Annotated in this window: 16 protein-coding genes; all 16 read left to right on the forward strand. The window is 68.1% G+C overall.

Going from position 1 to position 17,573, the window contains the following annotated elements; genetic code table 11:
• Window positions 1-2 precede the first annotated feature (2 nt).
• The 16 genes from QTH91_RS06515 (at window position 3) to QTH91_RS06590 (ending at window position 17,568) form a co-directional block, all read left to right on the forward strand.
• On the forward strand, window positions 3-1,628 hold the full coding sequence (locus QTH91_RS06515) for an AMP-binding protein (protein WP_286659189.1): 1,626 nt from the start codon (window positions 3-5) through the stop codon (window positions 1,626-1,628).
• Window positions 1,625-2,794 (forward strand): thiolase family protein, encoded by a 1,170-nt coding sequence (locus QTH91_RS06520; RefSeq protein ID WP_286659190.1) that lies wholly within the window; start codon window positions 1,625-1,627, stop codon window positions 2,792-2,794. Before QTH91_RS06515 ends, QTH91_RS06520 begins: the two co-directional genes overlap by 4 nt.
• Entirely contained in the window at window positions 2,791-4,044 is a 1,254-nt protein-coding gene (locus QTH91_RS06525) for an SDR family NAD(P)-dependent oxidoreductase (protein WP_286659191.1), read from the forward strand. The genes QTH91_RS06520 and QTH91_RS06525 overlap by 4 nt, the downstream gene beginning before the upstream one ends.
• A gap of 25 nt (window positions 4,045-4,069) precedes the next feature.
• Entirely contained in the window at window positions 4,070-4,873 is an 804-nt protein-coding gene (locus tag QTH91_RS06530; protein ID WP_286659192.1) for a cyclase family protein, read from the forward strand.
• A 4-nt stretch (window positions 4,874-4,877) separates the two neighbouring features.
• Window positions 4,878-5,618, forward strand: a complete 741-nt coding sequence (locus tag QTH91_RS06535; RefSeq protein ID WP_286659193.1) for an SDR family NAD(P)-dependent oxidoreductase — start codon at window positions 4,878-4,880, stop codon at window positions 5,616-5,618.
• Between the two features lie 124 nt (window positions 5,619-5,742).
• Window positions 5,743-6,903 (forward strand): ABC transporter substrate-binding protein, encoded by a 1,161-nt coding sequence (locus QTH91_RS06540; RefSeq protein ID WP_286659194.1) that lies wholly within the window; start codon window positions 5,743-5,745, stop codon window positions 6,901-6,903.
• A gap of 11 nt (window positions 6,904-6,914) precedes the next feature.
• A complete protein-coding gene (locus tag QTH91_RS06545; RefSeq protein WP_286659195.1) occupies window positions 6,915-8,063 on the forward strand; it encodes an ABC transporter substrate-binding protein in 1,149 nt (382 codons plus the stop codon).
• A 46-nt stretch (window positions 8,064-8,109) separates the two neighbouring features.
• Window positions 8,110-9,432: an aromatic ring-hydroxylating dioxygenase subunit alpha gene (locus QTH91_RS06550; RefSeq protein ID WP_286659196.1), complete on the forward strand. Its 1,323-nt coding sequence runs from the start codon at window positions 8,110-8,112 to the stop codon at window positions 9,430-9,432.
• Entirely contained in the window at window positions 9,429-9,914 is a 486-nt protein-coding gene (locus tag QTH91_RS06555) for an aromatic-ring-hydroxylating dioxygenase subunit beta (protein ID WP_286659197.1), read from the forward strand. Before QTH91_RS06550 ends, QTH91_RS06555 begins: the two co-directional genes overlap by 4 nt.
• Before the next feature lie 52 nt (window positions 9,915-9,966).
• The gene (locus QTH91_RS06560) at window positions 9,967-11,124 is read left to right on the forward strand and encodes an ABC transporter substrate-binding protein (protein WP_286659198.1); all 1,158 of its coding nucleotides are present in this window, start codon (window positions 9,967-9,969) and stop codon (window positions 11,122-11,124) included.
• A 48-nt stretch (window positions 11,125-11,172) separates the two neighbouring features.
• Window positions 11,173-12,228, forward strand: coding sequence for a branched-chain amino acid ABC transporter permease (locus tag QTH91_RS06565; RefSeq protein ID WP_286659199.1), 1,056 nt, complete (start codon window positions 11,173-11,175; stop codon window positions 12,226-12,228).
• Window positions 12,225-14,012 carry a branched-chain amino acid ABC transporter ATP-binding protein/permease gene (locus QTH91_RS06570; protein ID WP_390368217.1) on the forward strand — a complete coding sequence of 596 codons (1,788 nt, stop codon included), beginning with the start codon at window positions 12,225-12,227 and terminating at the stop codon, window positions 14,010-14,012. Before QTH91_RS06565 ends, QTH91_RS06570 begins: the two co-directional genes overlap by 4 nt.
• Complete coding sequence (locus QTH91_RS06575; protein ID WP_286659200.1) at window positions 14,009-14,740, forward strand: ABC transporter ATP-binding protein; 732 nt, start codon at window positions 14,009-14,011, stop codon at window positions 14,738-14,740. Before QTH91_RS06570 ends, QTH91_RS06575 begins: the two co-directional genes overlap by 4 nt.
• Window positions 14,733-16,349 carry an ATP-dependent acyl-CoA ligase gene (locus QTH91_RS06580; protein ID WP_286659201.1) on the forward strand — a complete coding sequence of 539 codons (1,617 nt, stop codon included), beginning with the start codon at window positions 14,733-14,735 and terminating at the stop codon, window positions 16,347-16,349. Before QTH91_RS06575 ends, QTH91_RS06580 begins: the two co-directional genes overlap by 8 nt.
• Window positions 16,346-17,125 carry an SDR family NAD(P)-dependent oxidoreductase gene (locus tag QTH91_RS06585; RefSeq protein WP_286659202.1) on the forward strand — a complete coding sequence of 260 codons (780 nt, stop codon included), beginning with the start codon at window positions 16,346-16,348 and terminating at the stop codon, window positions 17,123-17,125. The genes QTH91_RS06580 and QTH91_RS06585 overlap by 4 nt, the downstream gene beginning before the upstream one ends.
• Window positions 17,122-17,568 carry an acyl-CoA thioesterase gene (locus QTH91_RS06590; protein ID WP_286659203.1) on the forward strand — a complete coding sequence of 149 codons (447 nt, stop codon included), beginning with the start codon at window positions 17,122-17,124 and terminating at the stop codon, window positions 17,566-17,568. Before QTH91_RS06585 ends, QTH91_RS06590 begins: the two co-directional genes overlap by 4 nt.
• The last annotated feature ends 5 nt before the right edge of the window (window positions 17,569-17,573 follow it).

Raw genomic sequence — 17,573 nt, forward strand, 5'->3', positions numbered from 1 at the left:
TCATGCACGCCACCGTTCACGACGTCTTCGGCGCCACCGCCGCCCGCACGCCGAAGGCCGATTTTCTCTACACCGAGTCGGTCACGGCCCGGACCTACGGCATCGACTGCGGTTCGCTCACCTGGGGCGATGCGGCAGCCGATGTCGCGCGCCTGCGCCAGGCCTACGCCGCCGCGGGCTGGGGCCACGGCCACCGCATCGGCCTGCTGCTGGAAAACCGCCCGGCCTTCCTCCTGCACTGGTTTGCGCTCAATGCCTTGGGCGTGAGCGTGGTGCCCATCAACGCGGAGATGCGTTCGGCAGAACTCGTCTACCTCATCGGCCACAGCGAAATCGGCCTGGCCGTGACGCTGCCCGAGCGCGCTGCCGACCTGCATGCCGCCGCGCAGCAGGCCGGCGTGCCCTTCGACACGATGGGCGCGGACGATGCCGCCGTGCCGCCCGCGCGCCGACCCGCGCCGCGCGCCAATGAGCCGGTGGGCGAGGGCAGCGAATGCGCGCTGCTCTACACCTCGGGCACCACCGGGCGGCCCAAGGGCTGCATGCTGACCAATGCCTACTTCCTGCGCGCCGGCCAGTGGTATGCGCAGCTCGACGGCGTCTGCAGCGTGCGCCCCGACACCGAACGGGTGATGACGCCGCTGCCGCTCAATCACATGAACGCGATGGCCTTCTCGACGATGGTGGTGCTGACGGCGGGCGGCTGCCTGGTGCAGCTCGATCGCTTCCACCCCAAGAGCTGGCTGGCCAGCGCCCGGGAAAGCGGCGCCACCATCGTCCACTACCTGGGGGTGATCCCGGCCATGTTGCTGGGTGCGCCGCCTGCGCCGGCGGATCGCGACCATGCCATCCGCTGGGGCTTCGGCGCTGGGGTGGACCGCAAGAACCATGCGCCTTTCGAGGAACGCTTCGGCTTCGCGCTGGTCGAGGCCTGGGCCATGACCGAGACCGGCGCCGGCGCCTGCGTGATGGCCAACCGCGAGCCGCGCGGCGTCGGCACCGCCTGCTTCGGACGCCAGCCGGACTTTCTCGAAGTCCGCCTGGTCGACGAGGAAGCACACGACGTGCCCGCCGACACGCCCGGCGAACTTCTGGTCCGCTCGGCCGGGGACGATCCGCGCCGCTATTTCTTCGGCGGCTATCTCAAGGACGAGGAAGCCACTGCCGAGGCGTGGGCCGGAGGCTGGTTCCACACCGGTGACTTGGTGCGGCGCGATGGCGAAGGCAACTTCTACTTCGTCGACCGCAAGAAGAACGTCATCCGCCGCAGCGGCGAGAACATCTCGGCGGTGGAGGTGGAAAGCGTGCTCAACCAGCATCCGGCGGTGCAGGCGTCGGCCGTGGCCGCCACGCCGGATGCGGTGCGCGGCGACGAGGTGCTGTGCTGCGTCGTGCTCAAGGACGGCGTGGAGGCGGGCGACAAACCCGCGCTGGCCGCCGACATCGTGCGCCTCGCGCTCGACCAGCTGGCCTACTACAAGGCCCCCGGCTACGTGGCCTTCGTCGATGCCTTGCCGCTCACGCCCTCGCAGAAGATCCAGCGCGGACAGCTTCGCGACATGGCGCGCGAACTGCCTGGCCAACCCGGTTGCGTGGACACCCGCGCCATGAAGAAGAGACAGCCATGAGCAGGCGCCAGAACTACGAAGGCGTGGCCGTCGCGGTGCCGATCACCGTGCCCTATGTCCGCTATTCCACCCGCAGCGCGCACTGGTTCATCGGGCAGGCGCTGGAGGCGCTGGTCAAGGCCAGCGGCGTGGCCAAGGAAGAGATCGACGGGCTGTGCCTGTCGAGCTTCTCGCTCGTGCCGGACACGGCGGTGGGCGTGACCCAGCATCTGGGCCTGTCGCCGCGCTGGCTCGACCACGTGCCCACCGGCGGTGCATCGGGCGTGATGTGCCTGCGGCGGGCGGCGCGCGCCGTGCAGTCGGGCGATGCCGACGTCGTCGCCTGCGTGGCGGCCGACACCAACCATGTCGATTCCTTCCGCCAGACGCTGGGCAGCTTTTCCAACTTCGCGCGCGACGCCACCTATCCGTACGGCTCGGGCGGGCCCAATTCCATCTTCGCCTTCATCACGGCGAACTACATGCGCACCTTTGGCGCCCGGCGTGAAGACTTCGGCCGCATCGCCGTGGACCAGCGCACCAACGCGCTGGCCAATGCGAATGCGCTGTTCAAGAAGCCGCTCACCCTCGACGAATACATGGGCGCGCGCCCCATCGCCGACCCGATCCATCTGTTCGACTGCGTGATGCCGTGTGCTGGCGCCGAGGCTTTCCTGGTGATGAGCGAAGAGCGCGCCCGCGACCTGGGCCTGGCGCATGTGGTGATCCGCGGCGCCATCGAACGCCACAACGCCTTTGCCGAAGACCCAATCATGGTGCGCGGCGGCTGGCGAGTAGACCGCGCCGACCTGTACGCGCAGGCCGGCATCGCGCCCACCGACCTGGACCTCATCCAGACCTACGACGACTACCCGGTGATCGTGATGATGCAGTTCGAGGACCTGGGCTTTTGCGAGAAGGGCGAAGGACCCGAGTTCGTGCGTGCGCATCGCACCACCTTCGACGGCGACTTTCCCAACAACACCAGCGGTGGCCAGCTTTCGAGCGGGCAGGCCGGTGCGGCCGGCGGATTCCTGGGCATGACCGAGACCATCCGCCAGTTGACCGACCAGGCCGGCGCACGCGCCGTGAAGGACGCGAACCTTGGCCTGGTGGCCGGCTTCGGCATGGTCACCTACGACCGGTGCCTGTGCACTGGCGCTGTCATTCTCGGGAGGCCCACATGACCATGCCCCTGATGCGCCCCAAGCGCAAGAACCCGGTACTGCGTACCCGGCAGATGAACCTGCCGCCCTGGCAGCGCAGCCGCGTGGCCCTGGGCATCACCGCCGCAGCATCCGAAGGCCGCTTCGAACTGCAGCAGTGCGAGGACTGCGGTGCCGTGCAGTACCCGCCGCGCGAGGCTTGCCACAAGTGCCTGTCGCCCCGCCTGCATTGGCGCGAGCAGACGGGCGAGGGCGAACTGCTGGCGGTGAGCACGCTGCACCACAGCAACGATCTGTTTTTCCGCGAGCGCCTGCCCTGGCGCCTGGGCCTGGTGCATCTGGACGCCGGCCCCACGCTCATGGTCCACATGCATGGCGAAGTGGGCGATGCCCCGGCGCGCGTGCGTGTCGGTGCCCGGCTCGACCGCGCCGGCCAGGCGGTTCTGATTGGTTTTCCGAAAGACGGGAGTGCACACATGGCTGACGACAAGATGCTGCGCGAGATGACCAGCGACCCCAAGTTCCGCAAGGTGCTGGTGACGGACGGCAAGACGCCCGTGGGCCAGGCCGTGGTGCGCGCCCTGGTGGCCGCCGGTGCTGACATCGTCTGGGTCGGCCATGCCGAGCCGTGGAAGAACTTCGGCGGGCTGGAGGACATCACGGCGCTGCCGCAGGTGTCGCTGGTACCGCTGGACCTGACCAATGAGCGGTCGGTGAGCCAGCTGGCCGGCGCCATCGGCGGCAAGGTCGACATCGTCGTCAACACCGCCGAAGTGCACCGCACCTTCGGCATCGGTGCCCGCCGCGGTACCGATGTGGCGCGCGCCGAGATGGACATCAATTACTTCGGCCTGCTGCGCCTGGCGCAGGAGTTCGGCCCGGCGCTCAAGGGGCGCTCGGCCGATGGTGCGACCGGCGCGACGGCCTGGGTCAACCTGCTGTCGATCTATGCGCTGTCGAACTTCCCGCCGCACGGCACCTTCAGCGCGAGCAAGGCCGCGGCGCATTCGCTGGCGCAGTGCCTGCGTGCCGAGATGCGGCCGGCCGGCATCCGCGTCGTCAACGTCTATCCGGGGCCGATCGACGATGAATGGAACCAGCACATGCCGCCGCCCAAGCTCACGCCGCAGGCGCTGGCCAGTGCCATCGTCAAGGCGCTGCGCGACGGCGTGGAAGACGTCTATCCCGGCGACGTGGCGCAGGAGTGGCTGGAGCGCTGGCGCGACAACCCCAAGGTGCTCGAGCGCGAACTCGCCACCAACGGCGGCTGAACACATCTTGCAAGGAATCAAGCACATGACGACAAGCACCACGACAACGTCCGCCGGCGTACTCGGCGCGCTGGTGGGCGCCCTCGCCAGCGGCCGGATCCGCGTGGTCGACCTCACGCAGACGCTCACGCCCGAGTTCCCGCAGATCGCGCTGCCGCCCGAGATGGGGCAGTGCTGGCCGTTCCGCATCGAGGAGGTCTCGAAGTACGACGACCGCGGCCCCGGCTGGTACTGGAACAACTTTTCGTGCGGCGAGCACACCGGCACGCACTTCGATGCGCCGATCCACTGGATCTCGGGCCGCGACCTGCCCAACAACTCGGTGGACACCATCGAGGTGCAGAACTTCGTGGCCTCGGCGCACGTGATCGATTGCTCCGAGCAGGTCAAGGCGAACGCCGACTACCTGATGACGGTGGAAGACATCGAACGGCATGAAGCGGCACACGGGCGCATCCAGCCCGGCCAGTGGGTGCTGATGCGAACCGACTGGTCCAAGCGGCAGGACCCGGCGGCCTATCAGAACTTCGACGAGACCGGCCAGCACACGCCAGGCCCGTCGAGCGAGGCGGTCCGCTTCCTGGTGGAACAGCGCGACGTGCTGGGCTTCGGTTCGGAGGCGATCGGCACCGATGCGGGGCAGGGCTATCACCTGCGTCCTCCCTATCCGTGCCACTACCTGATGCACGGCACGGGTCGCTACGGCCTGCAGTGCCTGACCAACCTCGACCTGCTGCCACCCACGGGCGCGGTGCTCATCTGCCCGCCGCTGAAGATCGAGAAGGGCAGCGGCAGTCCCTTGCGCGTGCTGGCCATGGTGGAGTCCTGAAGCGATGAACGAAGCGAACAACATCCAACGCGTGGCCCTGGTGACCGGCGGCAGCGCAGGCATCGGCAAGGTGATCTGCGAGCACTTGCTCGAGCAGGGCTGCGAGGTGATCTCGATGTCGCGGCGCTCGGCCGACATCGACCATCCGCGCATGCACAGCATCGATGTGGACCTGATGGACCGCGCAGCCACGGTGCAGGCGGCGCAGGAGGTCGCGCAGCGCTACGCCGTCAACACGCTGGTGCACAACGCCGGGGTCATTCGAGGCGCGCTGTTGCCGGAAGTGAAACTCGAAGACCTCGATGCATTGGTCGACCTGCACCTGGGCTCGGCCATCGCGCTCACGCAGGCCGTGCTGCCGACGATGCGCGCGCAGCGTTTCGGGCGCATCGTGCTGATGTCTTCGCGCGCGGCAGTGGGCGCCGTCACGCGCACCAGCTATTCGGCCACCAAGGCGGGAATGATCGGCATGGCGCGCACCTGGTCGCTCGAACTCGCGCCCGAAGGCATCACCGTCAACGTGGTGGCGCCTGGCCCCATCCGCACCGACATGTTCTACGACGTGATCGCCGCAGGCAGCGAGCGGGAACGGGCCTTGCAAGCATCCATTCCCGTGCGCCGCATTGGTGAATCCGCCGACGTGGCGCGCGCCGTCAACTTCTTCGTCGATCCGGCCAACAGCTATGTGACGGGGCAAGTGTTGTACGTGTGCGGCGGCACCAGTGTCGGCGCCCTCGTGCTGTAGGTAGTTCCCCTTTCTCGCCAGCGCCGCAATGCGTTGATATTCTTTAGTCATAAACATTTCACAATTCATGTTTCGACCAGTCGCGGTGGAGGGCCGTCGCGGCGCCAACCCAGGAGCAACAACCATGAACGTCTCTTCCCGTAGCTTTTGCGTGCGTACCGGACTGGCCCTTGGCCTGAGCGCACTGGCCATCGCCCAGGCGTGGGCCGCTGACATCAAGGTGGGCTTCATCACGTCGCTGTCGGGCCCGGTGTCGTCGCTGGGCATTCCTTACGAGAAGGGCATCAAGGCAGCGCAGGCCTACAAGTCGGAAGTGGCTGGCCACAAGGTCACGATGATCGCGCTGGACGATGCGTCCGACCCGAGCACCGCCGCCCGCAATGCGCGCAAGCTGATCGAGGAAGACAAGGTCGACGTGATCATCGGCACGGCAGGCTCGCCGGGTGCGCTGGCCATCGCGGCCGTGGCCCGCGAGACGAAGACGCCGCTCATCTCCATCGCAAACGCCAACCTGCCCGGCGAGGCCGGCGCATGGATGGTGACGCTGCCGCAGCCTGCGCCCCTGATGGTCAGCGCGGTGGTCGAGCGCATGAAGCAGTCGGGCGTGAAGACGGTGGGCTACATCGGTTTTTCCGATGCCTGGGGCGACCTGGTCTACGACGCGCTGAACAAGTCGGCCGAGAAGCACGGCATCAAGGTGGTGAGCAACGAGCGCTATGCGCGTGCCGACAGTTCTGTGGCGGGCCAGGTGCTGAAGATCGTGGCGCTGCGTCCTGACGCGGTGATCACCGGCACCTCCGGCACGCCGGGCGCGCTGCCTTACCTGGCGCTGGCCGAGCGCGGCTACAAGGGCCAGATCTACGGCATGCATGCGCTGATCAACCCCGACTTCGTGCGCGTGGGTGGTGCATCGGTCGAAGGCCTGCTGGCGCCCACCGGCCCGGTGGTGGTGGCCGAGCAATTGCCCGAGTCGAACCCGATGCGCAAGGTGGCGATGGACTTCCGCGCCGCCTACCAGAAGGCCAACGGCAGCGCCCCCACCGATGCCTTCTCGGCCTACTCGTTCGACGGATGGCTGGTCATGCTCGACGCAGCCTCGCGCGCCAAGGGCGAGCCCGGAACGCCTGAATACCGCGTGGCCCTGCGCGATGCCATCGTCAGCACCAAGGAGCTAGTCGGCACGCACAGCGTCTACAACTTCAAGCCCGACGATCGCTACGGTTCCGACGAACGCTCGCGCGTGGTCGTGCGCCTTGAGAAGGGCAAGTGGATGCTGGCCAAGTGAAGGAAGTCTCCATGAAGAACAACACGTTGATTCGAAGCCTGGCGCTTGCCGCCGTCGCCCTGGGCGCCGCCCAGGCCTTTGCCGCCGATCTGAAGGTGGGCGTCATCAGCTCGCTCTCGGGTCCGATCGCGGCGCTGGGCATTCCGTACGAGAAGGGCATCCGCGCCGCCGTCGAGCAGCATCCGACCATCGCCGGCCACAAGGTGCAGGTAATCGTGCTGGACGATGCGTCCGATCCCACCACCGCCGGCCGCAACGCGCGCAAGCTGGCGGTGGACGACAAGGTCGACGTGCTGATCGGCACCTCCGGCGTGCCGGGCGCCATGGCCATCGCGGCGGTTGCGCGCGAGACCAACACGCCGCTCATCTCGCCCACGCCGGTGGTCATCCCGGGCGAGGAGGGCGCATGGACCGTGACGGTCTCGCAGCCCTTCGGCCTGATGGTCAGCGCGGTGGTCGATCGCATGAAGAAGAGCGGCGTGAAGACGGTGGCCTTCATCGGCTTCTCCGACGCGCTGGGCGACCTGGCGTACGACTCGCTCGTCAAGGCGGCCAAGCCGGCCGGCATCGAGGTGGTGGCCAACGAGCGTTATGCGCGCAGCGATTCGTCGGTGGCTGGACAGGTGCTGAAGATTGTCGCCAAGCGGCCCGACGCGGTGTTTGCCGGCAACTCCGGCACGCCCGGCGCGCTGCCTTACCTGGGCCTGGCCGAGCGTGGCTACAAGGGCCGCATCTACGGCACGCACGGCCTGATCAATGCCGACTTCGTGCGCGTGGGCGGCAGCGCCATCGACGGGCTGGAAGTGCCCAGCGGCCCCGTTCTGGTGGCCGAGCAACTGCCCGACAGCAATCCGATCAAGAAGGTCTCGCTGGCATTCCGCGACGCCTATCAGAAGGCCAACGGCGCTCCGGCGGTGGACGCCTTCTCGGCCTACACCTACGACGCCTACCTGGTGCTGATGGATGCGGTCAAGCGCGCCAAGGGCGAGCCCGGCACGCCGGAGTTCCGCGCCTCGCTGCGCGACGCCATCGTCGGCACGAAGGAGCTGGTGGGCACTCACGGCGTCTACAACTTCAAGGCGGGCGACCGCTACGGCTCCGACGAGCGCGCGGTGGTGATCGTGCGCATGGAAAAGGGCCAGTGGAAGCTGGCGCCCTGATCCTCGGCACCTCGCACGGCATTTCCCCACGCACCCGCAAAGACACATGTACCGCGACCAACCTGAACGCATCCGCGCCCTGGTCGAGGAAGACCGCGTCCATCGCGACCTCTACCTGAGCGAGGAACTGTTCGCCCTGGAGCAGGAGCATTTCTTCGCGCGCACGTGGCAGTTCCTGGGTCATGCGAGCCAGGTGCCCCATGCTGGCGACTACGTGGCGCAGGACATCGCCGGCAGGCCGCTCGTCATGGTGCGCCAGGCCGATGGCGGCATCCGTGTGCTGGCCAACCGCTGCGCGCACAAGGGCACGCGGCTGGTGAGCGATGCCTGCGGCAACACGGGCAAGTTCTTCCGTTGCCCCTATCACGCCTGGACCTATCGGCTCGACGGCAGTCCGTTGGCGATTCCGATCAAGGCGGGCTACGAAGGCACGCGGCTGACGCAATGCGAATCGGGACAGGGCATGTCGGCGCTGGCGAATGTGGCGGTCTACCGTGACTTCGTGTTCGTGCGCCTGTCCGATGAAGGGCCTGGTTTCGACGATTACTTCGGCGAAGTGCTGGGCGCCATCGACAACATGGTCGACCGTTCTCCGCAGGGCCGCCTGACCTTCGCGGGCGGCGTGCTGCGCAACGTGGTGCATTGCAACTGGAAGATGTACCTGGAGAACATCAACGACACGGTGCATCCGCTGTCGACGCACGAGTCGGCCACCAAGGCGGCGCAGGCGCTGTGGGCCGGCCATTCGCCCGACGAGCCCAAGCCGATGGCGATGGAGCAGATCCTGCCTTTCGGCGCCGGCTACGACTTCTTCGACCAGATGGGCGCTCGCGTGCTGCCGCATGGTCACAGCGTGCTGGGCACGCGCTTTTCCATCCATTCGAACTACGCGCAGGTGCCCGAGTACGAGGCCGCCATGCGTGCCGCGCACGGCGACCAGCGCGCCACCGAGGTGCTGCAGCGCTCGCCGCAGAACGCGGTGCTGTTTCCCAGCCTGGCGGTCAAGGGCTCGCCGCAGGCCATCCGCGTGATCCGCCCGCTGGCCGCCGACCGAACGCTGGTGGAGGCCTGGGCCTTCCGTGCCGAGGGCGCGCCGGAACTGCTTTTCGAACGTTCCATGAGCTACAACCGGCTGGTGTTCTCGCCGATGTCGGTGGTGGCGCATGACGACGTACACCTGTTCGAGAGCATCCAGCAAGGCCTGCACGCGCCCGGCAATGAATGGGTGAGCCTGCATCGCGGGCATCGCAGCGGCGAGTTCGATGACGCCGCCGCACAAGACACCAATGGCACCAACGAACTGCTGATGCGCAACCAGTTCCGGGCCTGGGCCGAGTTCATGACCTTGCGCATGGGGGAACCGGCATGAACGAGTTCAATGAAATGGGGCTGTGCGACTTCGTTGCGCGCGAGGCTTCGTTGCTCGACGACGGACGCTTCGACGAATGGCTGGCGCTGTTCGCCGAGGACGGCCGCTACTGGGTGCCGCTGCTGGGCCGGGCCCAGCACGACGCGCAGTCGCACAACTCCATCGCCTTCGAGGACCGGCTGCTGCTGCAACTGCGCGTCGATCGTCTCAAGGACCCCCGCGCGCATTCGCAGCATCCGGCCAGCCGTTGCCAGCATGTGCTGCAGAACTCCCGCGTCGAGCAGTTGGACGTCGATGCCGGCAGCGCTACCTTGCGCACGCCCTTTCTCTACATCGAGGCGCGCGGCGAGCAGCAGTTGATGCTGGCCGGCAGCTACCACCACGTCCTGGTGCGCACGCCGCAAGGCACGCGCATCCAGCTCAAGCGGGTCGACCTGTTGGGCGCCGAGCGCGCCTTGCCCGCCGTGCAGCTGTTCATCTGATCACTGCTTCCCTTTGTTTTCCGTCCCCACCATCACTTCGAGGAGTTCCCGCATGAAGCGCTTGATGAAGACCCTGACCCGCTGCGCGCTCGCTGCCGCGGCCACCGCTGCGCTCGCCACTGGTGCCTTGGCGGCCGACCTCAAGGTCGGGCTCAGCGTGTCGCTGTCGGGTCCGAACTCCTCGCTCGGCGTGCCGTATTCGAAGGGCATGGCCGCGGCGCAGAGCTACAAGGGCGAGATCAACGGCCGCAAGGTGCAACTGGTCGTCCTCGACGACGGCAGCGATCCCACGACGGCCGGCCGCAATGCGCGCAAGCTGATCGAGGAAGACAAGGTCGACGTGATCATGGGCACGTCCGGCGTACCGGCGGCCATCGCCATGGCGCAGGTGGCCAAGGAAACCAAGACGCCGATGATCGGCCTGACGCCCATCTCCATCGACCCGGCCGACAACCCCTGGGTGGTGACGGTCGCGCAGCCCACGCAGCTCATGGTGGATGCGGTGGTCGACCGCATGAAGCGCAACGGCGTGAAGACGGTGGGCTACATCGGCTTTTCCGACGCCTGGGGCGACCTGGTCTGGAATGCGCTGAACAAGGCCGCCGACAAGCAAGGCATCAAGGTCGTGAGCAACGAGCGCTATGCGCGTGCCGACGCATCGGTGACGGGCCAGGTGCTGAAGATCATCGCGCTCAAGCCCGACGCCGTGATGACCGGCGGTGCCGGCACGCCTGGTGCCTTGCCTTTCCTGGCCTTGCAGGAGCGCGGCTTCAAGGGCGGCATCTATGGCCAGCACGGCCTGATCAACCCCGACTTCGTGCGTGTGGCGGGCAGCGCCGCCCAGGGGGCGCTGATGCCCACCGGCCCGATCATCGTCGCCGAGCAACTGCCCGACGGCAGCCCGACCAAGAAGCTGAGCCTTGACTTCCGCTCGGTGTTCCAGAAGGTCAATGGCGCTCCCACGGTCGACGCCTTCTCCGCCTATTCGTTCGACGGCTGGATGGTGTTCGCCGATGCGGCCGCCCGCGCCAAGGGCGAGCCGGGCACGCCGGAATTCCGCGCCTCGCTGCGCGACGCGATCTTCTCGACCAAGGAAGTCGTGGGCACGCACGGCGTCTACAACTTCAAGCCGGGCAACCTGTCGGGCGTGGACGAGCGCGCCCGCGTCATCGTCAAGCTCGACAACGGCAAGTGGGTGCTCGCGCCCTGAGCGCGGCATCGAGCCTTCCAACAATCAGGACGTAGGGAGAATCCTTCAATGACATGGGACGTGGCACTCATCCTGGGCATCGATGGCCTGGCGAATGGGGCCGTTTACTTGCTCGCCGGCCTCGGGCTGGTGCTCATCTTCTCGGTGACCCGGGTGGTGTTCGTGCCCTTCGGCGACGTGGCGGCCTTCGCAGCCTTGTCGCTGGCGGCTTTCGAGACCGGACGCACGCCGGCCACCATCGGCCTCGTCCTGACGCTGGCGGTGCTTGCAACGCTGGTCGAAGTCGGCTCCCTGATCCGGCGCGGCGAAACGTCGCGCATTCCCAAGGCCATCGGGCTGTGGCTGCTGCTGCCGGCAGTGCCTTGCGCGATCGCCTGGGCCACGGCCCAGTTCGCGGCGCCGCAGGCCGTGCAGGTGGCGGCCAGCGTGCTGCTGGTGGTGCCCGTATCGCCGCTGCTGGCGCGCGTGGTGTTCCAGCCCATCGCCGATGCCTCGGTGCTGGTGCTGCTGATCGTCTCGCTGGCGCTGCACTTCCTGCTGTCGGGCTTGGGGCTGCTGTTCTTCGGGCCGGAGGGCTCGCGCACCAGCGCGCTGGCCAGCGGCACGCTGCCGCTGGGCGATGGCTTTTCGGTCAGCGGCCAGGTGGTGCTGATGGTCGCTTCGGCCATCGTCCTGTCGGCCCTGTTTTTCCTGGTCTTCGAACGCACGGTGGCCGGAAAGGCGCTGCGCGCCACGGCGGTCAACCGCGTCGGCGCGCGACTGGTGGGCATCCGCCCGACGCGCACGGCCATCCTGGCCTATGCCTGCGCCTCGCTGCTGGCCGGGCTGATCGGCGTGCTGATCGCACCGGTCACCACGATGTACTACGACTCGGGCTTCATCATCGGCTTGAAGGCCTTCGTCGCCGCCATCATCGGCGGCCTGGTGAGCTATCCGCTGACGGCGCTGGGCGCCATTGCCGTCGGCCTGGTGGAAAGCTTCGCATCGTTCTGGAGCGGCGCCATGAAAGACGCCATCGTCTTCTCCCTGCTGATTCCGGTCCTGCTGCTGCGTTCGTTCATGAGCACGCATTCGGATGAAGACGAAGAGGAGCTGGACCAATGATGCGCGCCCATCGATTCCGTCTGCTGGTGGCGCTGGTCATCGTTGCCATCGCATTGGCGCCCATGCTGCTGGGCTCCTTCGCCGTCTCGCTGATGAACGACATCGGCATCGGCGCCCTGGTGGCGCTGGGTCTGGTGATGCTCACCGGCGTGGGTGGCGCCACGTCGTTCGGGCAGGCCGCCTTCGTCGGCATTGCCGCGTACGCCACGGCCTGGCTGACCACCACGCAAGGGCTGTCGCCGTGGCTGGGACTGGCGTTCGCGCTGCTGCTCACCGGCCTGTCCGCACTGGCCATCGGCATGCTCACGCTGCGCCTGGGCGGGCACTTCCTGCCGCTGTCGACCATTGCCTGGGGGCTGTCGATCGCGATGCTCTTCGGCAACGTCGATGCGCTGGGCCGGCACACCGGCCTGTCGAACATTCCGCCCATCCATGTCGGCCCCTGGTCGCTGGTGGATGCGCGGGCCATGTACTACCTGATCTGGTTCGTGGTCGGCCTGGCCTTCCTGTTCAGCTACAACCTGATGGCTTCGCGCCCCGGACGTGCCATCCGCGGGCTGCGCGGCGGCGCGGTGTTGCTCGCCAGCGTCGGTGCCGACGCCTACCGGGTGCGCCTCTCGCTGTTCGTTCTGGCCGCGCTGTTCGCTGGTCTTGCAGGCTGGCTCTACGCGCACACCAACCGCTTCGTCAGCCCCGCGCCGTTCGACGTGCGGGCCAGCATCGAATACCTGCTGATGGCCGTCGCCGGCGGCCTGGGCAACCTGGCCGGGGCGCTGGTCGGCGCGGCCATCGTGCTGGTGATGAAGAACGCGTTGCAGGATGTGCTGCCGCTGCTCACGCAGCGCGCCGGCCAGCTCGAAGCCATCGCCTTCGCGGCGCTGTTCATCGCGCTGCTGCACTTTGCGCGCGGCGGACTGATGGGCTTCTTGCGCAAGCTGACGCAGGGTCGCTTCAAGGCGCCCCAGTCGGACGAGCGCATGAAGGGCGACGCGCCGCCGCTGGCGCACCGCCAGTTGCCGGCACGCGGCACGCCCATCCTGGCGGTGGAGGCTGCGGTCAAGCGCTTCGGTGGGCTGGTGGCGGTCAACGAGGTGAGCTTCGGCGTCAATGCCGGCGAGATCGTCGGCCTGATCGGGCCCAATGGCGCTGGCAAGTCGACCATGTTCAACCTGCTGACCTGCACCATGCCGATGACGTCCGGGCGCGTTCGATTCCTCGATCGCGACATCTCGGGCATGGCGCAGCGCGACGTGGCCCGCCTGGGCCTGGCGCGCACCTTCCAGCACGTCAAGCTGCGGCCCCACATGAGCCTGCTGGATAACGTCGCGCTGGGCGCGCATTCGCGCACCCGCGCCGGTGTGGTGCGAGCGGGCCTGCGGCTTGACCGCGCCGAGGAGCAACAGATCCTGCACGAGGCGCAGCGCCAGCTGGCGCGCATCGGTCTGGGCGACCGGGCGCACGAACTCGCCGGCAGCCTGCCGCTGGGCACGCAGCGCATCCTGGAGATCGCGCGTGCGCTGGCGGCCGACCCGGTGCTGCTGGTGCTCGACGAACCGGCCGCCGGTCTTCGCCGCAAGGAAAAGGAAGAGCTGGGCGATCTGCTGCGCAAGCTGCGCGACGAGGGCGTGACCATCCTCATCGTCGAGCACGACATGGACTTCGTGATGAAACTGGTGGACAGGCTGGTGGTGATGAACTTCGGCTCCAAGTTGGTCGAGGGCGTTCCTGCCGCGGTGCGTGCCGACGAGCGCGTGCAGGCGGCCTACCTGGGGAGCGTGGCATGAGCGGCGCAATGCTGGAGATTTCGGACCTGCACGTGGGCTACGGCCAGGTGGAGGCGGTGCGCGGCGTGTCCCTGTCGCTGAGCAAGGGCCAGATCATCTCGGTCATCGGCCCCAATGGTGCGGGCAAGACCACGCTGCTCGCGGCGGCCATGGGCCTGCTGCCATCCCGGGGCGTGCTGCGCTTCGAGGGGCAGGACCTGCACGGGCTGGACGTGGAATCGCGCGTGGAGCGCGGCCTTTGCCTCGTGCCCGAAAAGCGCGAGCTCTTCGGCGAACTCTCGGTGCTGGACAACCTCATGCTCGGCGCCTATGCCAAGCGCCTCCGCGCCGAGGGGCTCAAGAAGCAGCTGCAGTTCGTGTACGACCGCTTTCCCCGCCTGGCCGAACGCAAGGCCCAGCGCGCCAACACGCTGTCGGGCGGCGAGCGGCAGATGCTGGCCGTGGGACGGGCCTTGATGGCGCAGCCGCGCCTGCTGATGCTCGACGAGCCCAGCCTGGGCCTGGCGCCGCTGATCGTGCGCGACATCCTCACCATCGTGCGCAAGCTGCGCGACGACGGCGTCTCGATCCTGCTGGTGGAGCAGAACGCACGGGCCGCCCTCGAAAGCTCCGACGAAGGCTACGTGCTCGAAACCGGCGAGATCGCATTGCACGGCGATTCCGCCCAGCTGGCCGACGACCCCCGTGTGCGCGCGACGTACCTGGGCGGCGCAACGCACGATGACTGAGCGCACCGAGCCCGGCGCTGGCCCGCTGCCGGCGGCGCAGCGCACCTTGCCGGCCATGCTGCGCCACCAGGCGCAGACTTTCGGGCCTCGGCCGGCGCTCACCATCGGCCAGACCCGCTGGACGCATGGCGATGTGCCGGAGAACGTCGCGCGTCGCGCCGCGGCCTTGCAGCAGGCGGGCATCGGGCGTGGCGACCGCGTCGCGCTGATGTGCGGCAACCGCATCGAATGCCTCGAGGCCTTCCTCGCCTGCGGATGGATCGGCGCCGTGGCGGTGCCGATCAACACCGCCGCGATGGGGCCGCAGATCGAGTATTTCCTGGCCAACAGCGGCGCGTCGCTGCTGGTGATCGAAGCCGACTTCGCCGCGCGCCTGCAGACGGCAGACTTGACGCGGTGCGCGCTCAAGGCCATCTGGCTCGTCGGCGAAGGGCAGGCAGTGCCGGCCGCCGGCGTGCCCTGCCTGCCGTGGCCGGCCGCGCCGCAGGAGGCCGCCGAAGCGGCCGACGTGGGTCCGGGCGACACGCTGGCGATCCTCTACACCTCGGGCACCACCGGACCGTCGAAGGGCGTGCTGTGCCCGCATGCGCAGTACTACTGGTGGGGCGTGCATTCGCTGGGCATCCTGGGTGTCGGGCAGGACGACGTGTTGGCCACCACCTTGCCGCTTTTCCACATCAATGCGCTCAACACTTTCGCGCAGGCGGCGCTGAGCGGGGCGGAGGTGGTTTTCCTGCCTCGGTTCTCGGCCTCCGGCTTCTGGCCGGCCATGCGCGCGACCGGCGCGACGGTGGTCTACCTGCTCGGCGCGATGGTGCCGATCCTGCTCGCGCAGCCGGCGGGCGAGGGCGAACGCGGCCACCGCGTCCGCCTGGGGCTCGGCCCGGGCGTGCCGGCCGCCGCGGCCGCGGAGTTTCAAGAGCGCACCGGCGTGCGGCTGCTCGAAGGCTACGGATCGACCGAGACCAACTTCGTCATCGCCTCGCGCCCGGATGCGCCGCGCGGCGGCGTGATGGGCTGGCTGCAGCCGGGCTTCGAGGCCCGCGTAGCCGACGCCCACGACGCCGAACTGCCCGACGGCCAGGCCGGCGAGCTGCTGCTTCGGGCCAGCGAACCCTTTGCCTTCGCCGCGGGCTACTTCAACATGCCCGACAAGACGGTGGAGGCCTGGCGCAACCTGTGGTTCCACACCGGCGATCGGGTGGTGCGCGAGGCCGACGGTGCGTTCCGCTTCATCGACCGCATGAAAGATGCGATCCGCCGTCGCGGCGAGAACATCTCTTCGTTCGAGGTGGAACAGGTGCTGCTGTCGCACGCGCGCGTGGCAACGGTGGCGGTCTATCCGGTGCAGTCCGAACTGGCCGAGGACGAGGTGATGGCGGCCGTCATCGTCCAGCCCGGCGGCGCGGCGGCGGATGCGCAGGCGCTGGCGAGCGAGCTGGCGGCCTGGTGCGAATCGCGCCTGCCGTATTTCGCCATTCCGCGCTTCATCGACATCGTCGACGACCTGCCGCGCACCGAGAATGGCAAGGTGCAGAAATTCAAGCTGCGCGAACGCGGCGTCACGCCCACGACGTGGGACCGTCAGCCGAAAGGAAGACGCACATGACCCAACACCATCCCCTGAAAGACAAGCATGCGCTGGTGACCGGCGCGGCACGCGGCATCGGTGCCGAGATCGCGCGCACGCTGGCCGCCGACGGCGCGCGTGTCACCTTGCTCGGCCGCAATCGCGAGGCGCTGCTGCACCTGGCACGCAGCCTTCCGGGCGACGGGCATTCGGTCGCGGTGGCCGACGTGTCGGATCCCGCATCGGTGGCGGCTGCCTTCGAATCCGCGCGTTCCGCGTGCGGCCCCGTCGCCATCCTGGTGAACAACGCGGGCCAGGCCGAGAGCGCACCGTTCCACAAGACCTCGATCGAACTGTGGCAGCGCATGATCGCGGTCAACCTGACCGGCAGCTTCCTGTGCGCGCAGGCGGCGCTGCCCGACATGCTGGCCGGTGGCTGGGGCCGCATCGTCAACATCGCCAGCACGGCCGGCCAGCGCGGCTATGCCTATGTCAGCGCCTACGTGGCCGCCAAGCACGGCGTCGTGGGCATGACGCGATCGCTGGCACTCGAGGTCGCGAAGAAGGGCATCACCGTCAATGCCGTGTGCCCCGGCTATACCGACACCGACATCCTGCGCGAAAGCGTGGCCAACGTGGTCGCCAAGACCGGCCGCAGCGAGGCGCAGGCGCTGGCCGAGTTCGCCGCCGGCAATCCGCAGCAGCGCATCATCTCGCCGGCCGAAGTGGCCGATGCGGTGCGGTGGCTGTGCGGGCAGGGCGCGGCCTCGATCAATGGGCAATCCATCTCGGTGTCGGGCGGGGAGGTGATGTGAGCATCTTCCAGCGCGAGCGGTTGATCCGCTTTTCCGACTGCGACCCGGCCGGCATCGTCTTCTACCCCCAGTACTTCGTGATGTTCAACGGCCTCGTGGAGGACTGGGTCGAGGAAGGGCTGGGCGTGGGCTTCCGGCGCCTGGTCATCGACCGCAGGATCGGCTTGCCCACCGTCAGGCTGGAGGCGGACTTTCGGGCCATCAGCCGAATGGGCGACCGGGTGCTGCTGGCGCTGGAAGTGCAGCGGCTGGGCGGACGCTCGATCCGGCTGTCCTCACGCTGCACGGGTGTGGACGACGGCGAACTGCGCATGCAGATGCGCCAGGTGCTGGTGACGACGTCGCTGGACACGCATCAGGCGATCGACGTGCCGGACGACCTGCGTGCGGCCATCGAGTCGCTGATGGGCGTGAAGACGTCCGACGAGCGCGACGCCGGCTAGCGAGC

It is taken from the genome of Variovorax dokdonensis (assembly GCF_030316895.1).
GTDB classification, from domain to species: Bacteria; Pseudomonadota; Gammaproteobacteria; order Burkholderiales; family Burkholderiaceae_C; genus Variovorax; species Variovorax dokdonensis.